This window comes from Agromyces sp. NPDC058064, assembly GCF_042885275.1.
GTDB lineage: Bacteria > Actinomycetota > Actinomycetes > Actinomycetales > Microbacteriaceae > Agromyces.
The window spans coordinates 205,558-220,613 of record NZ_JBHVSE010000003.1 but is presented as its reverse complement, the minus strand read 5'-3'; the positions used below and the strand labels follow the sequence as shown (position 1 = coordinate 220,613).

Sequence of the window (15,056 nt, the reverse complement as noted above, 5' to 3'; positions counted from 1 at the left end):
CATGACGATCCCCACGACGACCGCGCTGCGCGAGTCCGCCCCCGAGGGCATGCGCCCGGGCCGCAACATGTGGAAGCGCATGGGCGCCTCCTTCTCGATGTTCCGCAACGGCAAGTCGCTGACCGGACTCGCGATCCTCGGGTTCTTCACCGTGCTCGCCGTCTTCGGCGACCTCATCGCCCCGTACGGACCGCTCGAGAAGGACTACACGGCCCTCAAGCAGCCGCCCTCGCCCGCGCACTGGCTCGGCACCACGCACATGGGCGAGGACGTGCTGAGCCAGATCATCTACGGCACCCGCGGCGTGCTCGTCGTCGGGTTCCTGGCGGGCGTCATCGCGACCCTGATCGCGATCATCGTCGGCGTGACGTCGGGCATGCTCGGGGGCTGGCGCAGCGAGTCGCTGTCGATGCTCACGAACGTGTTCCTCGTCATCCCCGGCCTGCCGCTCATGATCATCATCGCCTCGCAGTACGAGAACCCGAGCCTGCTGCTCATCTCGGCGGTGCTCGCGATCACCGGCTGGGCGTGGGGAGGCCGCGTGCTCAGGGCGCAGACGATGTCGCTGCGCAGCCGCGACTTCGTGCAGGCGGCCCGAGCCAACGGCGAGCCGCTCTGGCGGGTCATCGCGGTCGAGATGCTGCCGAACCTCATGGCGATCATCGCCTCGAGCTTCGTCGGCACCGTGACGGCGGCGGTGCTCGGCCTCACGACGCTCGCCTTCATCGGCGTCATCCCGATCACGAACCTGAACTGGGGCACGATCCTCTTCTGGGCGCAGCAGAACGGCGCCTTCCCCGACTACTGGTGGTGGTACGTGCCCGCGGGCCTCTGCATCGCCCTGCTCGGCACCGCCCTCGCACTCATCAACTTCGGCATCGACGAGTACGTCAACCCGCGCCTGCGCTCGGCGGGCGAGCGCGCCCGCGCGCTGCGCAAGCAGGGGCTGAGCGCCACGAGCGCGGTCACCGCGGTGCGTGCACCGGCGGCGACGAGGGATGCCTCGGAGGCGACCATCTCATGACCAGCACCGACGCACCATCGAGGAGCACCGACCCCGTGACCGCACTGCCCCTGCTCGACCCGGCTCCGGCCTTCCGCGACCCGGCCCTGCCGATCGCCGAGCGCGTCGCCGACCTCGTCGCCCGCATGACCGTCGAGGAGAAGGTCGGGCAGATGCTGCAGCTCGACGCCCGCGACGACCTCGACGACCTCGTGCTCGGCAAGCACGTCGGCTCGATCCTGCACGCCTCGCCCGAGCGGCTCGACCGCGCCCACGAGCTCACCGCGCAGACGCGCCTCGGCATCCCGTTGCTCGTCGGCGAGGACTGCATCCACGGGCACTCGTTCTGGGAGGGCGCCACGATCTTCCCCACGCAGCTCGGCATGGCCGGCAGCTGGAACGCCGACCTCGTCGAGCGCGCCGCCCGGGCGACGGCCGTCGAGGTCGCGGCGACGGGCATCCACTGGACCTTCTCGCCCGTGCTCTGCATCAGCCGCGACCTGCGCTGGGGCCGCGTCGACGAGACCTTCGGCGAGGACCCGCACCTCATCGGCGAGCTCGCCTCGGCGATGGTGCGCGGCTACCAGGGCGACGGGCTCGACGACCGCCGCGCCATCCTCGCGACGGCGAAGCACTTCGCCGGTTACTCCGAGACGCAGGGCGGCCGCGACGCGAGCGAGGCCGACCTGTCGCCGCGCAAGCTGCGGTCGTGGTTCCTGCCGCCGTTCGAGCGCGTCGCCCGCGAGGGCTGCCGCACCTTCATGCTCGGGTACCAGACCACCGACGGCGTGCCGATCACGCTCAACGAGTGGCTGCTCACCGACGTGCTGCGCGGCGAGTGGGGCTACACGGGCACCCTCATCACCGACTGGGACAACGTCGGCCGAATGGTGTGGGAGCAGCAGATCCAGCCCGACTACGCCCACGCCTCGGCCGCGACGGTCAAGGCGGGCAACGACATGATCATGACCACGCCCGGGTTCTACCGCGGTGCGCTCGACGCGATCGAGCAGGGGCTGCTCGAGGAGTCGGAGCTCGACGCGGCCGTCGCCCGCATCCTCACGCTCAAGTTCGAGCTCGGCCTCTTCGAGGACCCGCGCCACCCCGACCGCGAGCGCATCGCGGCGGAGATCGCGACGCCCGCGCACCGCGCCCTCAACCTCGAGCTCACCCGCCGTTCGCTCGTGCTGCTCGAGAACGACGGTCTGCTTCCGCTCGGGGGCGGCTTCGCGGCGGATGCCACGGGGCGGGCTCGTGCCGGATCGGCACCTGTGGTCGGGGAGTCGGATGCCACGCGCACGGTCGCGGTCGTCGGCCCGCTCGCCGACGACGCGCAGACGCAGCTCGGCGACTGGGCGGGCAGCTCGGGCCAGGCCGGATGGCTCGACGGCCAGCCGCGCGACATGATCACGACCGTGCTCGACGGGTTCCGGCGCTTCGCGCCCGACGACTGGACGATCACCCACGCCCGCGGCGCCGAGGTGCTCACCCTCGAGCAGGATCCGGCGGGGGCGACGTTCCCCGACGGACAGCCGCGTCCGCAGATCGTGGTGCCGTCGGCCCCCGACGAGACGATGATCGCCGAGGCGGTCGCGCAGGCCCGCGCGGCCGACGTGGTCGTGGCGGTCGTCGGCGACGTGATCGAGCTCGTCGGCGAAGGCCGCTCGACCGCGACGCTCGAGCTCATCGGCGGCCAGATCGCGCTGATCGACGCACTCGCCGAGACGGGCACCCCCTTCGTCGTCGTGCTGCTCGCCTCGAAGCCGCTCGTGCTGCCGCCGTCGGCGCACCAGGCGTCGGCGATCATCTGGGCGGCCTCGCCCGGCATGGAGGGTGGTCGCGCGATCGCCGAGCTGGCACTCGGCCTCGTCGAGCCGAGCGGCCGCCTGCCGATCTCCTTCGCCCGTCACGTCGGCCAGCAGCCCACGTACTACAACCAGGTCCGCGGGCAGCACGGCACCCGCTACGCCGACCTGACGCAGTCGCCCGCGTGGGCGTTCGGCGAGGGTCGCTCGTACACCGAGGTCGAGTACTCGGACCTGGTGCTCGAGTCGGCCGAGCTCGGCGCGGGCGACGTGGTGCGGGCCACGATCACGCTGCGCAACACGGGTGCCCGGCCGAGCCGCGAGACCGTGCAGGCGTACGTGAGCGACACCGTCACCTCGGTGAGCTGGGCCGAGAAGGAGCTGAAGGCGTTCCGGCAGGTCGACCTCGAGCCCGGCGCCACGGCGACCGTGGCGATCGAGCTCCCGGTCGCGGAGTGCTCGATCGTGAACGCCCGCGGCGAGCGCCTGGTCGAGCCTGGCGACTTCGAACTGCTCGTCGGCCCGTCGTCGCGGGCGGAGCGGTTGCTGCGGGCGGGGTTCACCGTCGTCGAGTGAGCAACGATCTTTCGCCGAACGGGTGCATTCGCCCGTTCGGGGCGTAGCCTCAGGCGTATGGGCACGCTGTACTACGGCGACTCGCAGACGCCGATCGGCATCGAGGATCGAGCGCTCGCGCACCTGAAGGTCGCACTCATCACGAAGCTCCGTCGCGGCGAGAGCTTCACCCTCTCGTGGCGGCATCCCGACGACGAGCCCCGCGGTCGCTCGACGATCTGGCTCCACCCCGCGATCCCGCTCCGATTCGTGTTCGACGAGCCCGAGCGCCCCGAGCTGAGCACGAAATGGATCAACGACCTCATGCGCTCGGCCAACTCGACGGGCGGGGTGCAGCTCGTTCCCGAGCAGCTCGACACCTCGCCGATCGAGACCCTGCCCGATCAGCCGGTGCGCGTCGGTGCCGACGTGCAGGAGGTCGACCCGCCCTCGAAGTGACCCGAGGCGGGCTGGAAGTGACCCGAGGCGGGCTGGCCTGCCTGGTCGCTGCGGTCTGTGGGGGACCGCGGACCCCGGTCAGCCCGCCGGTCGGGAAGCCCTGGTCGATCTCGGTCGGACGCCGTCGGGGCGACGTCGATGCGTCGGGGCGACGTCGATGCGGCGGCGTCGATGCAGAGACAGGCTGGCCGTGACCTCGCCCTGGGAGGTCCCGCAACCGAGGGAGCTGCGGTCGGGTCCCGACCAGCCTGCCGTCGGGACTACCCCTGCCGCCCGACGTGGACAAGCAAACCCCAGCGGCGCGCGTTCGGGCACCCCCTTGACAACGGTCAGGCGATGGCGCCGAGCTCGCCGAGCAGTCGCTCGACGCGACCCTTGATGTCGTCGCGAACACGACGAACGACATCGAGATCCTTGCCGGCCGGGTCCTCGAGCTCCCAGTCCTCGTAGCGCTTGCCCGGGAAGATCGGGCAGGCGTCGCCGCAGCCCATGGTGATCACCGCGTCGGCCGCGCGCACGTCGTCGGTCTCGAGCCGCTGCGGGACCGCCCGGCTGATGTCGATGCCCTCCTCGCGCATCGCCTCGACCGCGACGGGATTGATCGCGCTGCCGGGCTCGGACCCGCCAGAAAGCACGGTGACGGCGCCGCCCGACAGCGCGCGGGCGTAGCCGGCCGCCATCTGGGAGCGACCGGCGTTGTGGACGCAGACGAAGAGGACGGTCGGGTTCGCGCTCATGGGTTCATGCTCTCTCACTCGGGTGAACGGACGCTAACCGCAGCTCGACGGCGAGGCCGGGCCGCAGCACGCGGACCCCGTGGTGGCGGTATCGACGGGGCTCGACGAGCAGACGCCGGTCTCGGGCAGCACCAGCTCGACCTTCTCGGCCGCAGCACGATCGCCCGCCAGATGGGCGACGATCGAACGGACCTGCTCGTAGCCGGTGGCGAGGAGGAAGGTCGGGGCGCGGCCGTAGGACTTCATGCCGGCGACGAAGAAGTTCGGCTCGGGGTGCTCGAGCTCGGCGAAGCCGTGCGGGCGCACGGTGCCGCAGCTGTGCAGGTTCGGGTCGATCAGCGGGGCGAGCCGGCGCGGCGCCTCGACGACGTCGTCGAGGTCGAGCCGGATCTCGCGCAGCATCGCGAGCGCGGGGCGGAACCCGGTGGCGTTGACGACCGTGTCGGCGGTGAGTTCTTCGAGTGCGTCGCCGCGGTGGCCGATGAGTGTCGCCCGGTCGCCGTCGCGACGCAGTCGCACGGTCTCGAACCGGTCGACGAGCCGGATGCGCCCCTGGGCGACGAGCCGGTCGACCCGGCCGCCGATCGATGCCCGGGCGGGCAGTTCGTCGTCGGCCGACGAGCTCACGCGCACGGCCGAGGCATTGCGGATGACCCAGGTCGCGGTCGTGCCGGGCGCCGTCTCGGCGAGCTCGGCGAGCTTGAGCAACGTGTTCGCGGCGGAGTGGCCCGCGCCCACGACGACGGTGTGCCGCCCTGCGAACCGCTCACGCTCCCGACCGAGCACGTCGGGGAGGGCGTGCGTCACGAGGTCGCGCACCTCCTCGGCGCCCAGCGGGTCGAGGCCGGACGACGCGAGCGAGTTCGGGGTGCGGTAGGTGCCGGAGGCGTCGATCACGGCGCGAGCCCGCACCTCACGTGGCTCGGACGCGTCGCTGAGGCGGAGCAGGAACGGCGTGGCCGCACGATCCGTCGTCCGGGTGCGGTCGACGCCGTCACGGCTGACCGCGGTGACCGTCGTGCCGGTCACGATGTGCTCGGCGATCTCGGGCAGCGCGGCGAGCGGCACCAGGTACTCGTCGACGAGCTCTGCTCCGGTCGGCAGCCCGTCCTCGCGGGGGTGCCGCCAACCGGTCGCCTCGAGCAGGCGACGCGACGCCGGGTCGACGAGGTGCCGCCACGGGGAGAACAGTCGGGTGTGGCCCCAGCTGCGGATCGAGTCGGCCACGACGTCGCCGGCCTCGTAGATCACGAACGGGATGCCGCGTTCGACGAGGTTCGCGGCAGCCGCGAGCCCGATCGGGCCGGCCCCGATGATCGCGATCGGGAGCCCGTCGAGTCGATCGTCGCGCACGGTCGGGATCGTCAGGTCGACGAGGGTCACGGCTGCCTCCTTGGCATCGAAGAATTTCAATACAGCGAGCATCCCGCTCATATCGAAGAATGTCAATATGGCGTAGGGTGGAGGTCATGACCGCCGTCGTCGAACTGCCCGTGCTCCAGCAGGACGCCTGCTGCACGCCCGTGACGGCGGCGCCGATCACGCTCGAGGAGGCGGCGAAGACGGCGAGCCTCTTCAAGGCCCTCGGCGACCCGACTCGCGTGCTGCTCATCTCGATCGTCGCTGCGGCCGAGGGCCAGGAGGCCTGCGTCTGCGACCTGACGGAGCCCACGGGGCTGTCCCAGCCGACGGTGTCGCACCACCTGAAGATCCTGACCGACGCCGGGTTCCTGAGCCGGACGCGGCGGGGCAGCTGGGCCTACTACGCGCTCGTACCGGGCGCACTCGGGCGCGTCGCGAGCGCGCTGACCTAGCGGGAGCGGCAAGGCTCAGTCCAGCCCCTTCACGATCGAGAAGGCGGGCGGTCCGTCGTTGGGATTCTGGCCGGAGAGGCGAACGAGCGGGGCTCGGCGCGGCTCGCTGTGGCCGTTCTCGGCGCTCTCCGCGAAGAGCTCGTACGGACGGGCGTTCGCGTTGGCCTCCGCCCAGTCGATGGCCTCGTGCACCGAGGGGCAGTCGGTCAGGTACCAGGCCTCCAGGTTCCAGCCGAGGCCTGCCGGCTGCACCCAGAAGTTCACCCGGTAGACGGGCCGGGTGATCTCCTCGGAGTTCTCGCTGTGGTTCGTCGGGTGGGCTTCCATGCTCCCCATGTTTCTCGTGCTCTCTCGCGGTCGCGAGGGGGTTGCGAACGTCGGATCGGCTCCGGACGTGGCAGGCCGATCCCGCGCGGCCCGCCCGCGGCGGAACCGACGGCACTCGGAATCTCGATCGAGTCCGCCCCTTCGGCTTACAATCTCGCGCATGGGCACGCTCTACTACGGCGATTCGCAGACGCCGATCGGCATCGAGGACCGGACACTGTCGCACCTGAAGGTCGCACTCGTGACGAAGCTGCGGCGCGGCGAGAGCTTCACGCTCTCATGGCAGCATCCCGACGACCAGCCCCGCGGCCGCTCGACGATCTGGCTGCACCCCTCCATCCCCGTCCGCTTCGTGTTCGACGAGCCCGAACGCCCCGAGCTGAACGCGCAGTGGATCAACGAGCTGATGCAGTCGGCCAACTCGACGGGCGGGGTGCAGCTCACTCCCGAGCACCTCGACACCTCGCCGATCGCGACCCTGCCCGATCAGCCCGTCACCGTCGGCGCCGACGTGCAGGAGGTCGCGGCACCGGCGGAGTAGCCGGGCGACGTGCGGCCTGAACCGCGCGCAGACGTCGGCCGGAGCCGGCGAGCAGCGGTGAAAGTCGTGTTCAGAGCCGATGACGGGAATCGAACCCGCGCTGTCTGCTTGGGAAGCAGAAGTTCTACCATTGAACTACATCGGCATGCGGCATCCGAAGGGTGCAGCGGTGACCATCGTAGCAAGGGTCTCAATGTGCTTCGCTACTCGACCACCGGAGGACTTCGCTACTCGACGGCCCCGATCGCCGGTGCTCGGTAGGCTGGGCGGGTGCTTCTCTCGGATCGTGACATCAGGGCCGAACTCGACCTCCAGCGCATCAGGCTCGAGCCGTCCGATGCCTCGATGCTGCAGCCGTCGAGCGTCGACGTGCGGCTCGACCGCTACTTCCGGCTGTTCGACAACCACAAGTACCCCTTCATCGACCCGGCCGAAGACCAGCCCGAGCTGACCCACCTCATCGAGGTGAAGCCCGACGAGGCGTTCATCCTGCACCCGGGCGAGTTCGTGCTCGCCTCGACCTTCGAGGCCGTCACCCTGCCCGACGACGTCGCAGCGCGGCTCGAGGGCAAGAGCTCGCTCGGTCGTCTCGGCCTGCTCACGCACTCGACGGCCGGCTTCATCGACCCGGGGTTCACCGGTCACGTCACGCTCGAGCTCAGCAACGTGGCGACCCTGCCGATCAAGCTCTGGCCGGGCATGAAGATCGGGCAGATGTGCTTCTTCCGCCTGTCGTCGCCGGCCGAGAAGCCGTACGGCTCGGCCGACTACTCGAGCCGCTACCAGGGCCAGCGGGGGCCGACGGCGTCGCGCTCGTTCCACAACTTCCACCGCAGCGACGTGAGCGTCACCGACGCCGGCGCGAAGGGCGAGTAGCGCCGGTCACGCGCTCGCGCGGGCCTCGGCGCGCCGGATCATTCCGCACTTCGGCGCGATTCGCAAGGGCGTTGCCCGGGCGGCCGGGTCGCGGTTCGATGGGGTTCATCGAGCCGAGGAGGCTGATCACCCGTGGACGCCAGCACCATCATCTGGATCATCGTCGGAATCGTCGTCGTCATCGCGATCGTCGTCATCGTCGTGCTGGCCACCAACCGGCGGCGCCAGCAGGCACAGGCCGAAGCGGCCCGCCGCAAGGCGGCCGAGCTGCGGCAGAGCGCTGCAGAGACCGATGCGGCCGCGCGCCAGCGCGATGCCGATGCCGCGCTCGCCGCGGCGAACGCGAAGCAGGCGGAGGCTGCAGCGGCCGAGGCCCGCCTCGAGTCCGAGCGCCTCGCGCAGGAGAGCGCCGAGCGGCAGTCCGCCGCGGAGGAACTCCGCGCAGAGGCGGACGAGCGCCTCAGGAAGGCCGACCACGTCGACCCCGACGTCGACGCCGACCGCGACGGGAACCGCGATCGGGTCACCGCCGCGACGGCGAGCGGCGAGCACGTGCGTGACGATCGGCTCGACGACGGTCGGGTGACCGACGGCCGCCTGACCGGAGATCGCGTGGGCGACGACCGCGTGGACGACCGCGTGCACGACGACCAGGTGGCCGACAGCCGCCTGGCGGATGGGCGCGTCGACGACGATCGCGTGACCGATGAGCGCGTCGGCGGCGAGCCCGTGACCGATCCCCGGTACGCGGAGCGTCCGCGCGGGAACGGGCCGGGCGAGGGTCGCGTGCGCTGACGCAGGTCGCCGGGCGCCGGTGCCCTGACGCAGGTCGCCGGGCGCCGGTGCCCTGACGGGCTGCGGGGACAGACCCTCAGCGGGTGCCGAACCCTTCAGGCCGAGGTGTCGGCGCGTGCCTGGTGCCCGAGTCCGCTCGCGTCGACCCCGGCGAGCCCGCCCGACATGAACGCGTCGATCGCGTCGAGCGTCGGGTCGGCGCCGAGCACCCGGACGTGACCCGAGCCGCGGGTCACGACGAGCCGGCTGCGCTCGCCGTGGGCGGCGTGCAGGCGGTGCGACTCGCTCACGAGCACTTCGCGGTCGGCCGCGTCGTGCACGAGCAGCAGGGGCACGTCGCCCGGCAGCGGTCGCGCGGCCGCATCGAAGCGTTCCCAGACGGATGTCTCGGGCTCCGCGGGGAAGACCCCGCGCACGAAGTCCCGCCGCAGTGCGCCCGTCGCCGCCGCAGACAGCTCGACCCGCTCGGCGAAGGCGTCGATGAGGTACTTCGCCCGCGAGACGCCGGCGATCGCGACCACGCCGCCGGTCGCGGTGCCCTCGTGCACGGCCGTGAGTGCGGCGAGGGCGCCGAAGGAGTGCCCGATGATCGTGTGGAAGCGCCCGTGCTGGGCCTGCAGCAGCTCGATCGCGGCGAGCCAGTCGCGGATGTCGGTGCGCCGCCCGCCCGAGTCGCCGTTCGCGGGCGCGTCGAAGGCGACGAGCCGATAGCCCTCGGCGCGCAGTTCGCGCACGACGGGGGCGAACTGCGAGGCGCGGCCGCGCCAGCCGTGTGCGAGCAGCACGACGTCGGCGCCGGTGCCCCATTCGGAGACCGCCACGCGCCGCCCGCGCACCGTGATGGTCGAACGCCGGGCGCTCTCGTGCACGGCACGGTCGTGCTCGCGCACGGCGAGGGCGGGCCCGGCCTTGCGGAAGAGGGGCAGCGCGAGACGGGCGGCGAGCTTCGGCGAGACGCGGTCGGCGGTGCGCGCCGCGGCGACGGCGGCGATGACGGCGGGGTGCATGGTGTCCTCCGGGCGGGGTCGTCGTGGCATCCGAAATCAATGAATACGAACGATCGTACGCCAACTATACGCACGATCGTGCGTAAAATCGAGAGGGTGAGCCGCACCGAGACCGCACTGGACGGACGCCGCGCGCGAGGCGACGCCTCGCGGCGGGTCGTGCTCGGTCACGCGGTCGACCTCGCCTCGATCGAAGGGCTCGACCAGCTCTCGATCGGGCGCATCGCGACCGCCGCGAACGTCAGCAAGTCGAGCATCGCCACTCTCTTCGGCAGCAAGGAGCGACTGCAGCTCGCCGCCGTCGACGCCGCGCGCGGCCGCTTCACCGCCACCGTCATCGAACCCGCCCGGGTGAAGCCCCGCGGACTCGCCCGCGTCGTCGCACTGCTCGACCGCGTCGTCGCCTACTCCCAGGAGCGCGTGTTCCCCGGCGGCTGCTTCTTCTCGGCGGCGGCCGCCGACTTCCACGCCAAGCCCGGCCTCGTGCGCGACGCGATCACCGGGCAGCTCGACGACTGGCTCGGCTACCTCGCGGTCTCGGTCGGCTACGCCGCCGCAGCCGGCGAGCTCGACGGCGTCGTCGACGCCGACGGCGCCGAGCAGTTCGCCTTCGAGGTGCAGGGCATCTTCGAATGGATGAACCAGCTCGCCGTCATCCGCGACTCCGACGAGCCGTACGTCCGGGCCCGGCGCGCGTTCCGCGCACGACTGGTCGCACTCGGCGCTCCGGTCGAGGTCGCCGATCTCGTGCTCGAGCCGGGCGCCGCACTGCGCTGACGTGCGAAGCGCTCGCGGGCGACGCGCGATCGCCGATCTGATTTCAGGAGAAAGTACGCTGCTCAGGACGATTCGGGTGAATCGGTCCTGAGCAGAGCACTGTTTCCTGAAACGGTGGGGGAGCAGCTCGGGCGGGGCGCCGCTCGAGCGCGGAGACCGCCCGGACTACTCGCCCTGCGGCGGCAGCGCCGCCACGAGCGGGTGGTCCATCGCGATGACCCCGACCTTGGCGGCGCCGCCCGGCGAGCCGACGGCGTCGACGGCCGCGGTCGAGATCTCGAAGAACTCGACGTTGGCCTTGTAGTAGTCGGCCCACTCGTCGGGCAGGTCGTCCTCGTAGTAGATCGCCTCGACCGGGCACACCGGCTCGCACGCGCCGCAGTCGACGCACTCGTCGGGGTGGATGTACAGCGAGCGCTCGCCCTCGTAGATGCAGTCGACCGGGCACTCGTCGATGCAAGCCCGATCCTTCACATCGACGCAGGGCAGCGCGATGACGTACGTCACGACAGTGCGAGCGCGCCGTCGCGCGAGATCGCCACCTGCTCCTCGCGGGGCACGACCTTGACGCGCTCGCGCACGACGCCCGCGTACTGCTCGGGCGCCTCGAACGACTCGCCCAGGCCGCGCTCGTGCGCGTCGAGCCCGAGCCAACCCTGCCAGGTCGTGTACTCGACGCCGCGCGAGGCGAGCAGCTCGAAGATCTCCTCGCCGTCGGCCGCGTCGACCACGGGCGCGGTGAGCACGCCCTCGTTCGCGTCGGCGACGAGGTTCGTGATCGTCTCGAGCGCGTCGCCCTTGGTGTGGCCGATGAGGCCGACCGGGCCGCGCTTGATCCAGCCCGTCGCGTAGACGCCCGGGATGGGGGAGCCCGAGGCATCCAGCACCCGGCCGCCCTCGTTGGGGATGACCGCCGCCTTCTCGTCGAAGGGCACGTCGCGGATCGGCGAGCTCGCGTAGCCGACCGCGCGGTAGACCGCCTGCACGGGGTAGTCGACGAACTCGCCCGTGCCCTCGACCGTGCCGTCGCCGACGGGACGGGTGAGCTCGAAGCGGATGTTCTCGACGCGCCCGTCGCCCGAGATCTCGACCGGGGCCTGCAGGAAGTGCAGGTGCAGACGGCGCGACGCCGAGCCCTCGCCGGTCGAACCGGGCGAGGTGCGCCAGCCGTTGAGCGTGCGGGTCATGACCTTGACCTGGTTGTTCGAGGCGTGCAGCGCCTCGGCGTGGGCGTCGCCCTCCGCGCGCTCGAAGTCGGCGTCGTAGACCACGATGTCGACGTCGGGCACCTCGCCGAGCTCGCGCAGCTCGATCGGCGTGAACTTCACGTGGCCCGGGCCGCGACGGCCGAAGACGTGCACGTCGGTCACGGGCGACGCCTCGAGTCCTTCGACGACGTTCGCCGGGACGTCGGTCGAGAGCAGGTCCTTCGGGTGCTTCGCGAGCACGCGCGCGACGTCGAGCGCGACGTTGCCGTTGCCGATGACCGCGATCGACTGCGCCTCGAGCGGCCAGGTGCGCGGCACGTCGGGGTGGCCGTCGTACCAGGCGACGAAGTCGGCGGCGCCGTACGAGCCGGCCAGCTCGATGCCCGGGATGTCGAGGGGGGCGTCGCGCAGCGCGCCCGTCGCGAAGATCACCGCGTCGTAGCGCTCGGCCAGCTCGCCGACCTCGAGGTCGCGACCGACCTCGACGTTGCCGATGAGGCGGATGTCGCCCGCGTCGAGCATCTCGTGCAGCGAGTTGACGATGCCCTTGATGCGGGGGTGGTCGGGGGCGACGCCGTAGCGGATCAGTCCGTAGGGGGCCGGCAGCGACTCGAAGAGGTCGATCGCGACCTCGCCGCCCTGTTCTGCGACCTGGCGGCGGAGGATGTTGCCGGCGTAGATGCCGGCGGGGCCGGCGCCCACGATCGCGACGCGGAGGGAACGGGTCATTGCTGCGATGCCTTTCGGGTTGTGCTGGAGGAGAGCGCTTCGGGCGCGTAGGGGCTCAGGGTCACCACGTCGCCGACCACGACGACGGCGGGCGACCGGATGCCCCGGCGCGCGGCCTGCAGCGCGATCGAGTCGAGGGTGCCGACCGTGACGCGCTGGTTCTCGCCGTATCCATCTTCGACGATCGCGACTGGGCATTCGCCCCCGCGCTCGCCGCGGGCGAGGGTGATCGCCGAGTTCGCGAGGGTGCCGATGCCCATGAGGAGCACGACGGTGTGGTCGCGGCCGCCGCCGAGCGACCGGATCTGCTCGTGCCCGGTGACGACCGTGAACGTCGTCGCGAGGCCGCGGTGGGTCAGTGGGATGCCGGCGATCGCGGGCACCGAGATCGCGCTCGTGATGCCCGGGACGACCTCGACGGCGATGCCGGCGTCGCGGCAGAATGCGAGTTCCTCGCCGCCGCGGCCGAAGACGTAGGGGTCGCCGCCCTTGAGTCGCACGACCCGCTTGCCCTCACGGGCGAGCGATACGAGCAGTGCGTTGATCGCGTCCTGCGGCACCGCGTGGTGGCCGGGCTGCTTGCCGACGTCGACGACCTCGGCGCGGAGCTCGACGCCCTCGGCGGCGAGCCCGTCGAGCACGCCCCTCGCGCCCAGCCGGTCGGCGACGATCACGTCGGCCGCCTCGAGCGCGCGCAACCCGCGGATGGTGAGCAGCCCGGCGTCGCCGGGGCCGGCGCCGACGAGGGCGACGTGTCCGACGGTCATCGCGAGGCTCCCTGCAGCAGGCCCCTGCGGCGGAGCATCCGGCGCTCGAGGGGGGCGAAGAACACGAGTTCGATGAGGATGCCGATGGCGAGGATCACGAGGATCGTCGCGAGCACGGCGGAGATGTCGGCGAGCTCGCGGCTCTGGTCGAGCATCGACCCGAGGCCGAAGCCGATCGTGCCGCCCATCGCGATGATCTCCGCGGCCATGAGCGAGCGCCACGAGAACGCCCAGCCCTGCTTGAGGCCGGCGACGTAGCCCGGGAGCGCGGCGGGGAGCACGACGAGCGTCGCGAGGCGTCCCGGTCCTGCGCCGAGCACCGTGCCCACCCGCCGCAGTTGCGGCGGCACCTGTTCGACGCCCGAGATCAGGCCGTTCACGATCGACGGCACGGCGCCCATCAGGACCACGAAGTAGACGGTCGCGTCGCTGAGCCCGAACCAGAGGATCGCGGCGGGCACCCAGGCGACCGAGGGCAGCACCTGCAGGCCCGAGATGATGGGGCCGACGGCGCGACGCAGGGGCTTCACCTCGGCGAGGAGGAGGCCGAGCGGGGTGCCGACGACGACGGCGATGACGAAGCCGAAGACGCCGCGTTCGAGGCTCGTCGCGACGGCGAGCTGCAGGCGGCCCGACTCCCAGGCCTGGCCGAGGGCTGCCGCGACGTCGAGCGGGCCGGGCACGATGTCGGGTCGCGGCTGGGCGATCACGACGTAGAGCTGCCAGGCGATGATGAGCACGACGACGAAGAGGATGGGCGGCAGCACGCTGCGCGTGAAGACCTTCCAGGGCCCCGGGCGTTCGTCGGCGTCGGTCTGGAGGCGGTCGAGGCCGGCCTCGAGCGCGCGGAGCTCGTCGTGCTGCGACGGAGCGCCTTCACGCGCGCCGGGCGGGTCGAGGAGGGACGTGTCATGCGGCATTTCGGCGGATCTCCTTCCGCAGCTCGGCGGTGATCTCGAGCGAGAGCGCCGCCACCTCGGGCGACTCGATCCGCCGGCCCTCGGCGGCGTCGATGCGCCACTCGCCGGCGACCCGGCCGGGGCGGCTCGAGAGCAGCACGATGCGCTGCCCGAGGCGCGCCGCCTCGCGCACGTTGTGGGTGACGAAGACGATGGTGCGGCCGGTCAGGCGCCACACGCGCTCGAGCTCCTCGTGCAGCAGGTCGCGGGTGATGGCGTCGAGCGCGGCGAACGGCTCGTCCATCAGCAGCACGGGGCGGTCCTGCGCGAGGGCCCGGGCGAGGGCGACGCGCTGGCGCATGCCGCCCGAGAGCTCGTGGGGGCGCTTCGCCGAGGCATCCGCGAGGTTGACGGTCGCGAGCAGCTCGAGCGCCTGCGCCTTGCGCTCGGCGCGCCCGACCCCGCGGAGGCGGAGCGCGAGCTCGACGTTCTGCGCGGCGGTGAGCCACGGCATGAGCGCCGACTCCTGGAACATCACGGCGGCGCCCTCGGGCGGCGTCGTGATGCTGCCCGTCGTCGGCTTGTCGAGCCCGGCGATGAGGTTCAGCAGCGTCGACTTGCCGCAGCCCGAGGCGCCGAGCAGGCAGACGAACTCACCCGCCGCGACGTCGAGGTTCACGTCGTCGAGCACGACCGGGCCGGCGCCGAAGCGCTTGCCGAGGTGCTCGATGCGGATGGCCGTCTGCCCGCTCATGCG

At 71.8% G+C, this 15,056-nt stretch carries 17 protein-coding genes and 1 tRNA gene; 8 read left to right on the top strand and 10 right to left on the bottom strand.

Translation table 11 applies throughout. The features are described from left to right. Position 1: 1 nt before the first annotated feature. Genes ACFVSL_RS12740 through ACFVSL_RS12730 form a run of 3 tightly spaced genes read left to right on the top strand, consistent with a single transcriptional unit; the run spans position 2 to position 3,822 of the window. On the top strand, positions 2-1,024 hold the full coding sequence (locus ACFVSL_RS12740) for an ABC transporter permease (RefSeq protein WP_386941348.1): 1,023 nt from the start codon (positions 2-4) through the stop codon (positions 1,022-1,024). Continuing rightward, complete coding sequence (locus ACFVSL_RS12735; protein ID WP_386941347.1) at positions 1,021-3,384, top strand: glycoside hydrolase family 3 N-terminal domain-containing protein; 2,364 nt, start codon at positions 1,021-1,023, stop codon at positions 3,382-3,384. The genes ACFVSL_RS12740 and ACFVSL_RS12735 overlap by 4 nt, the downstream gene beginning before the upstream one ends. A 57-nt stretch (positions 3,385-3,441) precedes the next feature. Further along, positions 3,442-3,822 (top strand): hypothetical protein, encoded by a 381-nt coding sequence (locus tag ACFVSL_RS12730; protein WP_386941346.1) that lies wholly within the window; start codon positions 3,442-3,444, stop codon positions 3,820-3,822. 329 nt (positions 3,823-4,151) lie between these two features. Here ACFVSL_RS12730 and ACFVSL_RS12725 read toward each other — a convergent pair whose 3' ends face one another. Next, the gene (locus ACFVSL_RS12725) at positions 4,152-4,559 is read right to left on the bottom strand and encodes an arsenate reductase ArsC (RefSeq protein ID WP_386941345.1); all 408 of its coding nucleotides are present in this window, start codon (positions 4,557-4,559) and stop codon (positions 4,152-4,154) included. A gap of 33 nt (positions 4,560-4,592) precedes the next feature. Further along, positions 4,593-5,942, bottom strand: coding sequence for an NAD(P)-binding domain-containing protein (locus ACFVSL_RS12720; protein WP_386941344.1), 1,350 nt, complete (start codon positions 5,940-5,942; stop codon positions 4,593-4,595). Between the two features lie 86 nt (positions 5,943-6,028). Here ACFVSL_RS12720 and ACFVSL_RS12715 point away from each other — a divergent pair, with 86 nt between their 5' ends. Then, the gene (locus ACFVSL_RS12715; protein ID WP_386941343.1) at positions 6,029-6,373 is read left to right on the top strand and encodes an ArsR/SmtB family transcription factor; all 345 of its coding nucleotides are present in this window, start codon (positions 6,029-6,031) and stop codon (positions 6,371-6,373) included. A gap of 15 nt (positions 6,374-6,388) precedes the next feature. Here the strand turns inward: ACFVSL_RS12715 and ACFVSL_RS12710 are convergent, their stop codons facing one another. Continuing rightward, a complete protein-coding gene (locus ACFVSL_RS12710; protein ID WP_386941342.1) occupies positions 6,389-6,700 on the bottom strand; it encodes a hypothetical protein in 312 nt (103 codons plus the stop codon). 160 nt (positions 6,701-6,860) lie between these two features. On the opposite strand from ACFVSL_RS12710, the gene ACFVSL_RS12705 reads away from it, so the two are divergent. After that, positions 6,861-7,241 carry a hypothetical protein gene (locus tag ACFVSL_RS12705; protein ID WP_386941341.1) on the top strand — a complete coding sequence of 127 codons (381 nt, stop codon included), beginning with the start codon at positions 6,861-6,863 and terminating at the stop codon, positions 7,239-7,241. A gap of 74 nt (positions 7,242-7,315) precedes the next feature. Here ACFVSL_RS12705 and ACFVSL_RS12700 read toward each other — a convergent pair. After that, a tRNA-Gly gene (locus ACFVSL_RS12700) sits at positions 7,316-7,386 on the bottom strand. 125 nt (positions 7,387-7,511) lie between these two features. Here ACFVSL_RS12700 and dcd point away from each other — a divergent pair. Both dcd and ACFVSL_RS12690 read left to right on the top strand, forming a co-directional pair. Further along, a complete protein-coding gene (gene dcd, locus ACFVSL_RS12695) occupies positions 7,512-8,117 on the top strand; it encodes a dCTP deaminase (protein WP_386941340.1) in 606 nt (201 codons plus the stop codon). Between the two features lie 132 nt (positions 8,118-8,249). Beyond that, entirely contained in the window at positions 8,250-8,912 is a 663-nt protein-coding gene (locus ACFVSL_RS12690; protein ID WP_386941339.1) for a hypothetical protein, read from the top strand. Positions 8,913-9,007: 95 nt separating this feature from the next. Here ACFVSL_RS12690 and ACFVSL_RS12685 read toward each other — a convergent pair whose 3' ends face one another. Further along, positions 9,008-9,919: an alpha/beta fold hydrolase gene (locus ACFVSL_RS12685; protein ID WP_386941337.1), complete on the bottom strand. Its 912-nt coding sequence runs from the start codon at positions 9,917-9,919 to the stop codon at positions 9,008-9,010. 96 nt (positions 9,920-10,015) lie between these two features. Here ACFVSL_RS12685 and ACFVSL_RS12680 point away from each other — a divergent pair, with 96 nt between their 5' ends. Then, positions 10,016-10,696 carry a TetR/AcrR family transcriptional regulator gene (locus tag ACFVSL_RS12680; protein WP_386941336.1) on the top strand — a complete coding sequence of 227 codons (681 nt, stop codon included), beginning with the start codon at positions 10,016-10,018 and terminating at the stop codon, positions 10,694-10,696. A 165-nt stretch (positions 10,697-10,861) separates the two neighbouring features. Here ACFVSL_RS12680 and fdxA read toward each other — a convergent pair whose 3' ends face one another. The 5 genes from fdxA to ACFVSL_RS12655 are packed head-to-tail and all read right to left on the bottom strand — an operon-like array spanning position 10,862 to position 15,053. Continuing rightward, the gene (fdxA, locus tag ACFVSL_RS12675; RefSeq protein WP_386941335.1) at positions 10,862-11,203 is read right to left on the bottom strand and encodes a ferredoxin; all 342 of its coding nucleotides are present in this window, start codon (positions 11,201-11,203) and stop codon (positions 10,862-10,864) included. Beyond that, on the bottom strand, positions 11,200-12,633 hold the full coding sequence (locus ACFVSL_RS12670) for an FAD-dependent oxidoreductase (RefSeq protein ID WP_386941334.1): 1,434 nt from the start codon (positions 12,631-12,633) through the stop codon (positions 11,200-11,202). Before ACFVSL_RS12670 ends, fdxA begins: the two co-directional genes overlap by 4 nt. Next, positions 12,630-13,400 carry a uroporphyrinogen-III C-methyltransferase gene (gene cobA, locus ACFVSL_RS12665; RefSeq protein WP_386941333.1) on the bottom strand — a complete coding sequence of 257 codons (771 nt, stop codon included), beginning with the start codon at positions 13,398-13,400 and terminating at the stop codon, positions 12,630-12,632. Before cobA ends, ACFVSL_RS12670 begins: the two co-directional genes overlap by 4 nt. Then, positions 13,397-14,320 carry an ABC transporter permease gene (locus ACFVSL_RS12660; RefSeq protein WP_386941332.1) on the bottom strand — a complete coding sequence of 308 codons (924 nt, stop codon included), beginning with the start codon at positions 14,318-14,320 and terminating at the stop codon, positions 13,397-13,399. The genes cobA and ACFVSL_RS12660 overlap by 4 nt, the downstream gene beginning before the upstream one ends. After that, positions 14,310-15,053: an ABC transporter ATP-binding protein gene (locus ACFVSL_RS12655; protein WP_386941331.1), complete on the bottom strand. Its 744-nt coding sequence runs from the start codon at positions 15,051-15,053 to the stop codon at positions 14,310-14,312. Before ACFVSL_RS12655 ends, ACFVSL_RS12660 begins: the two co-directional genes overlap by 11 nt. Positions 15,054-15,056: the final 3 nt, after the last annotated feature.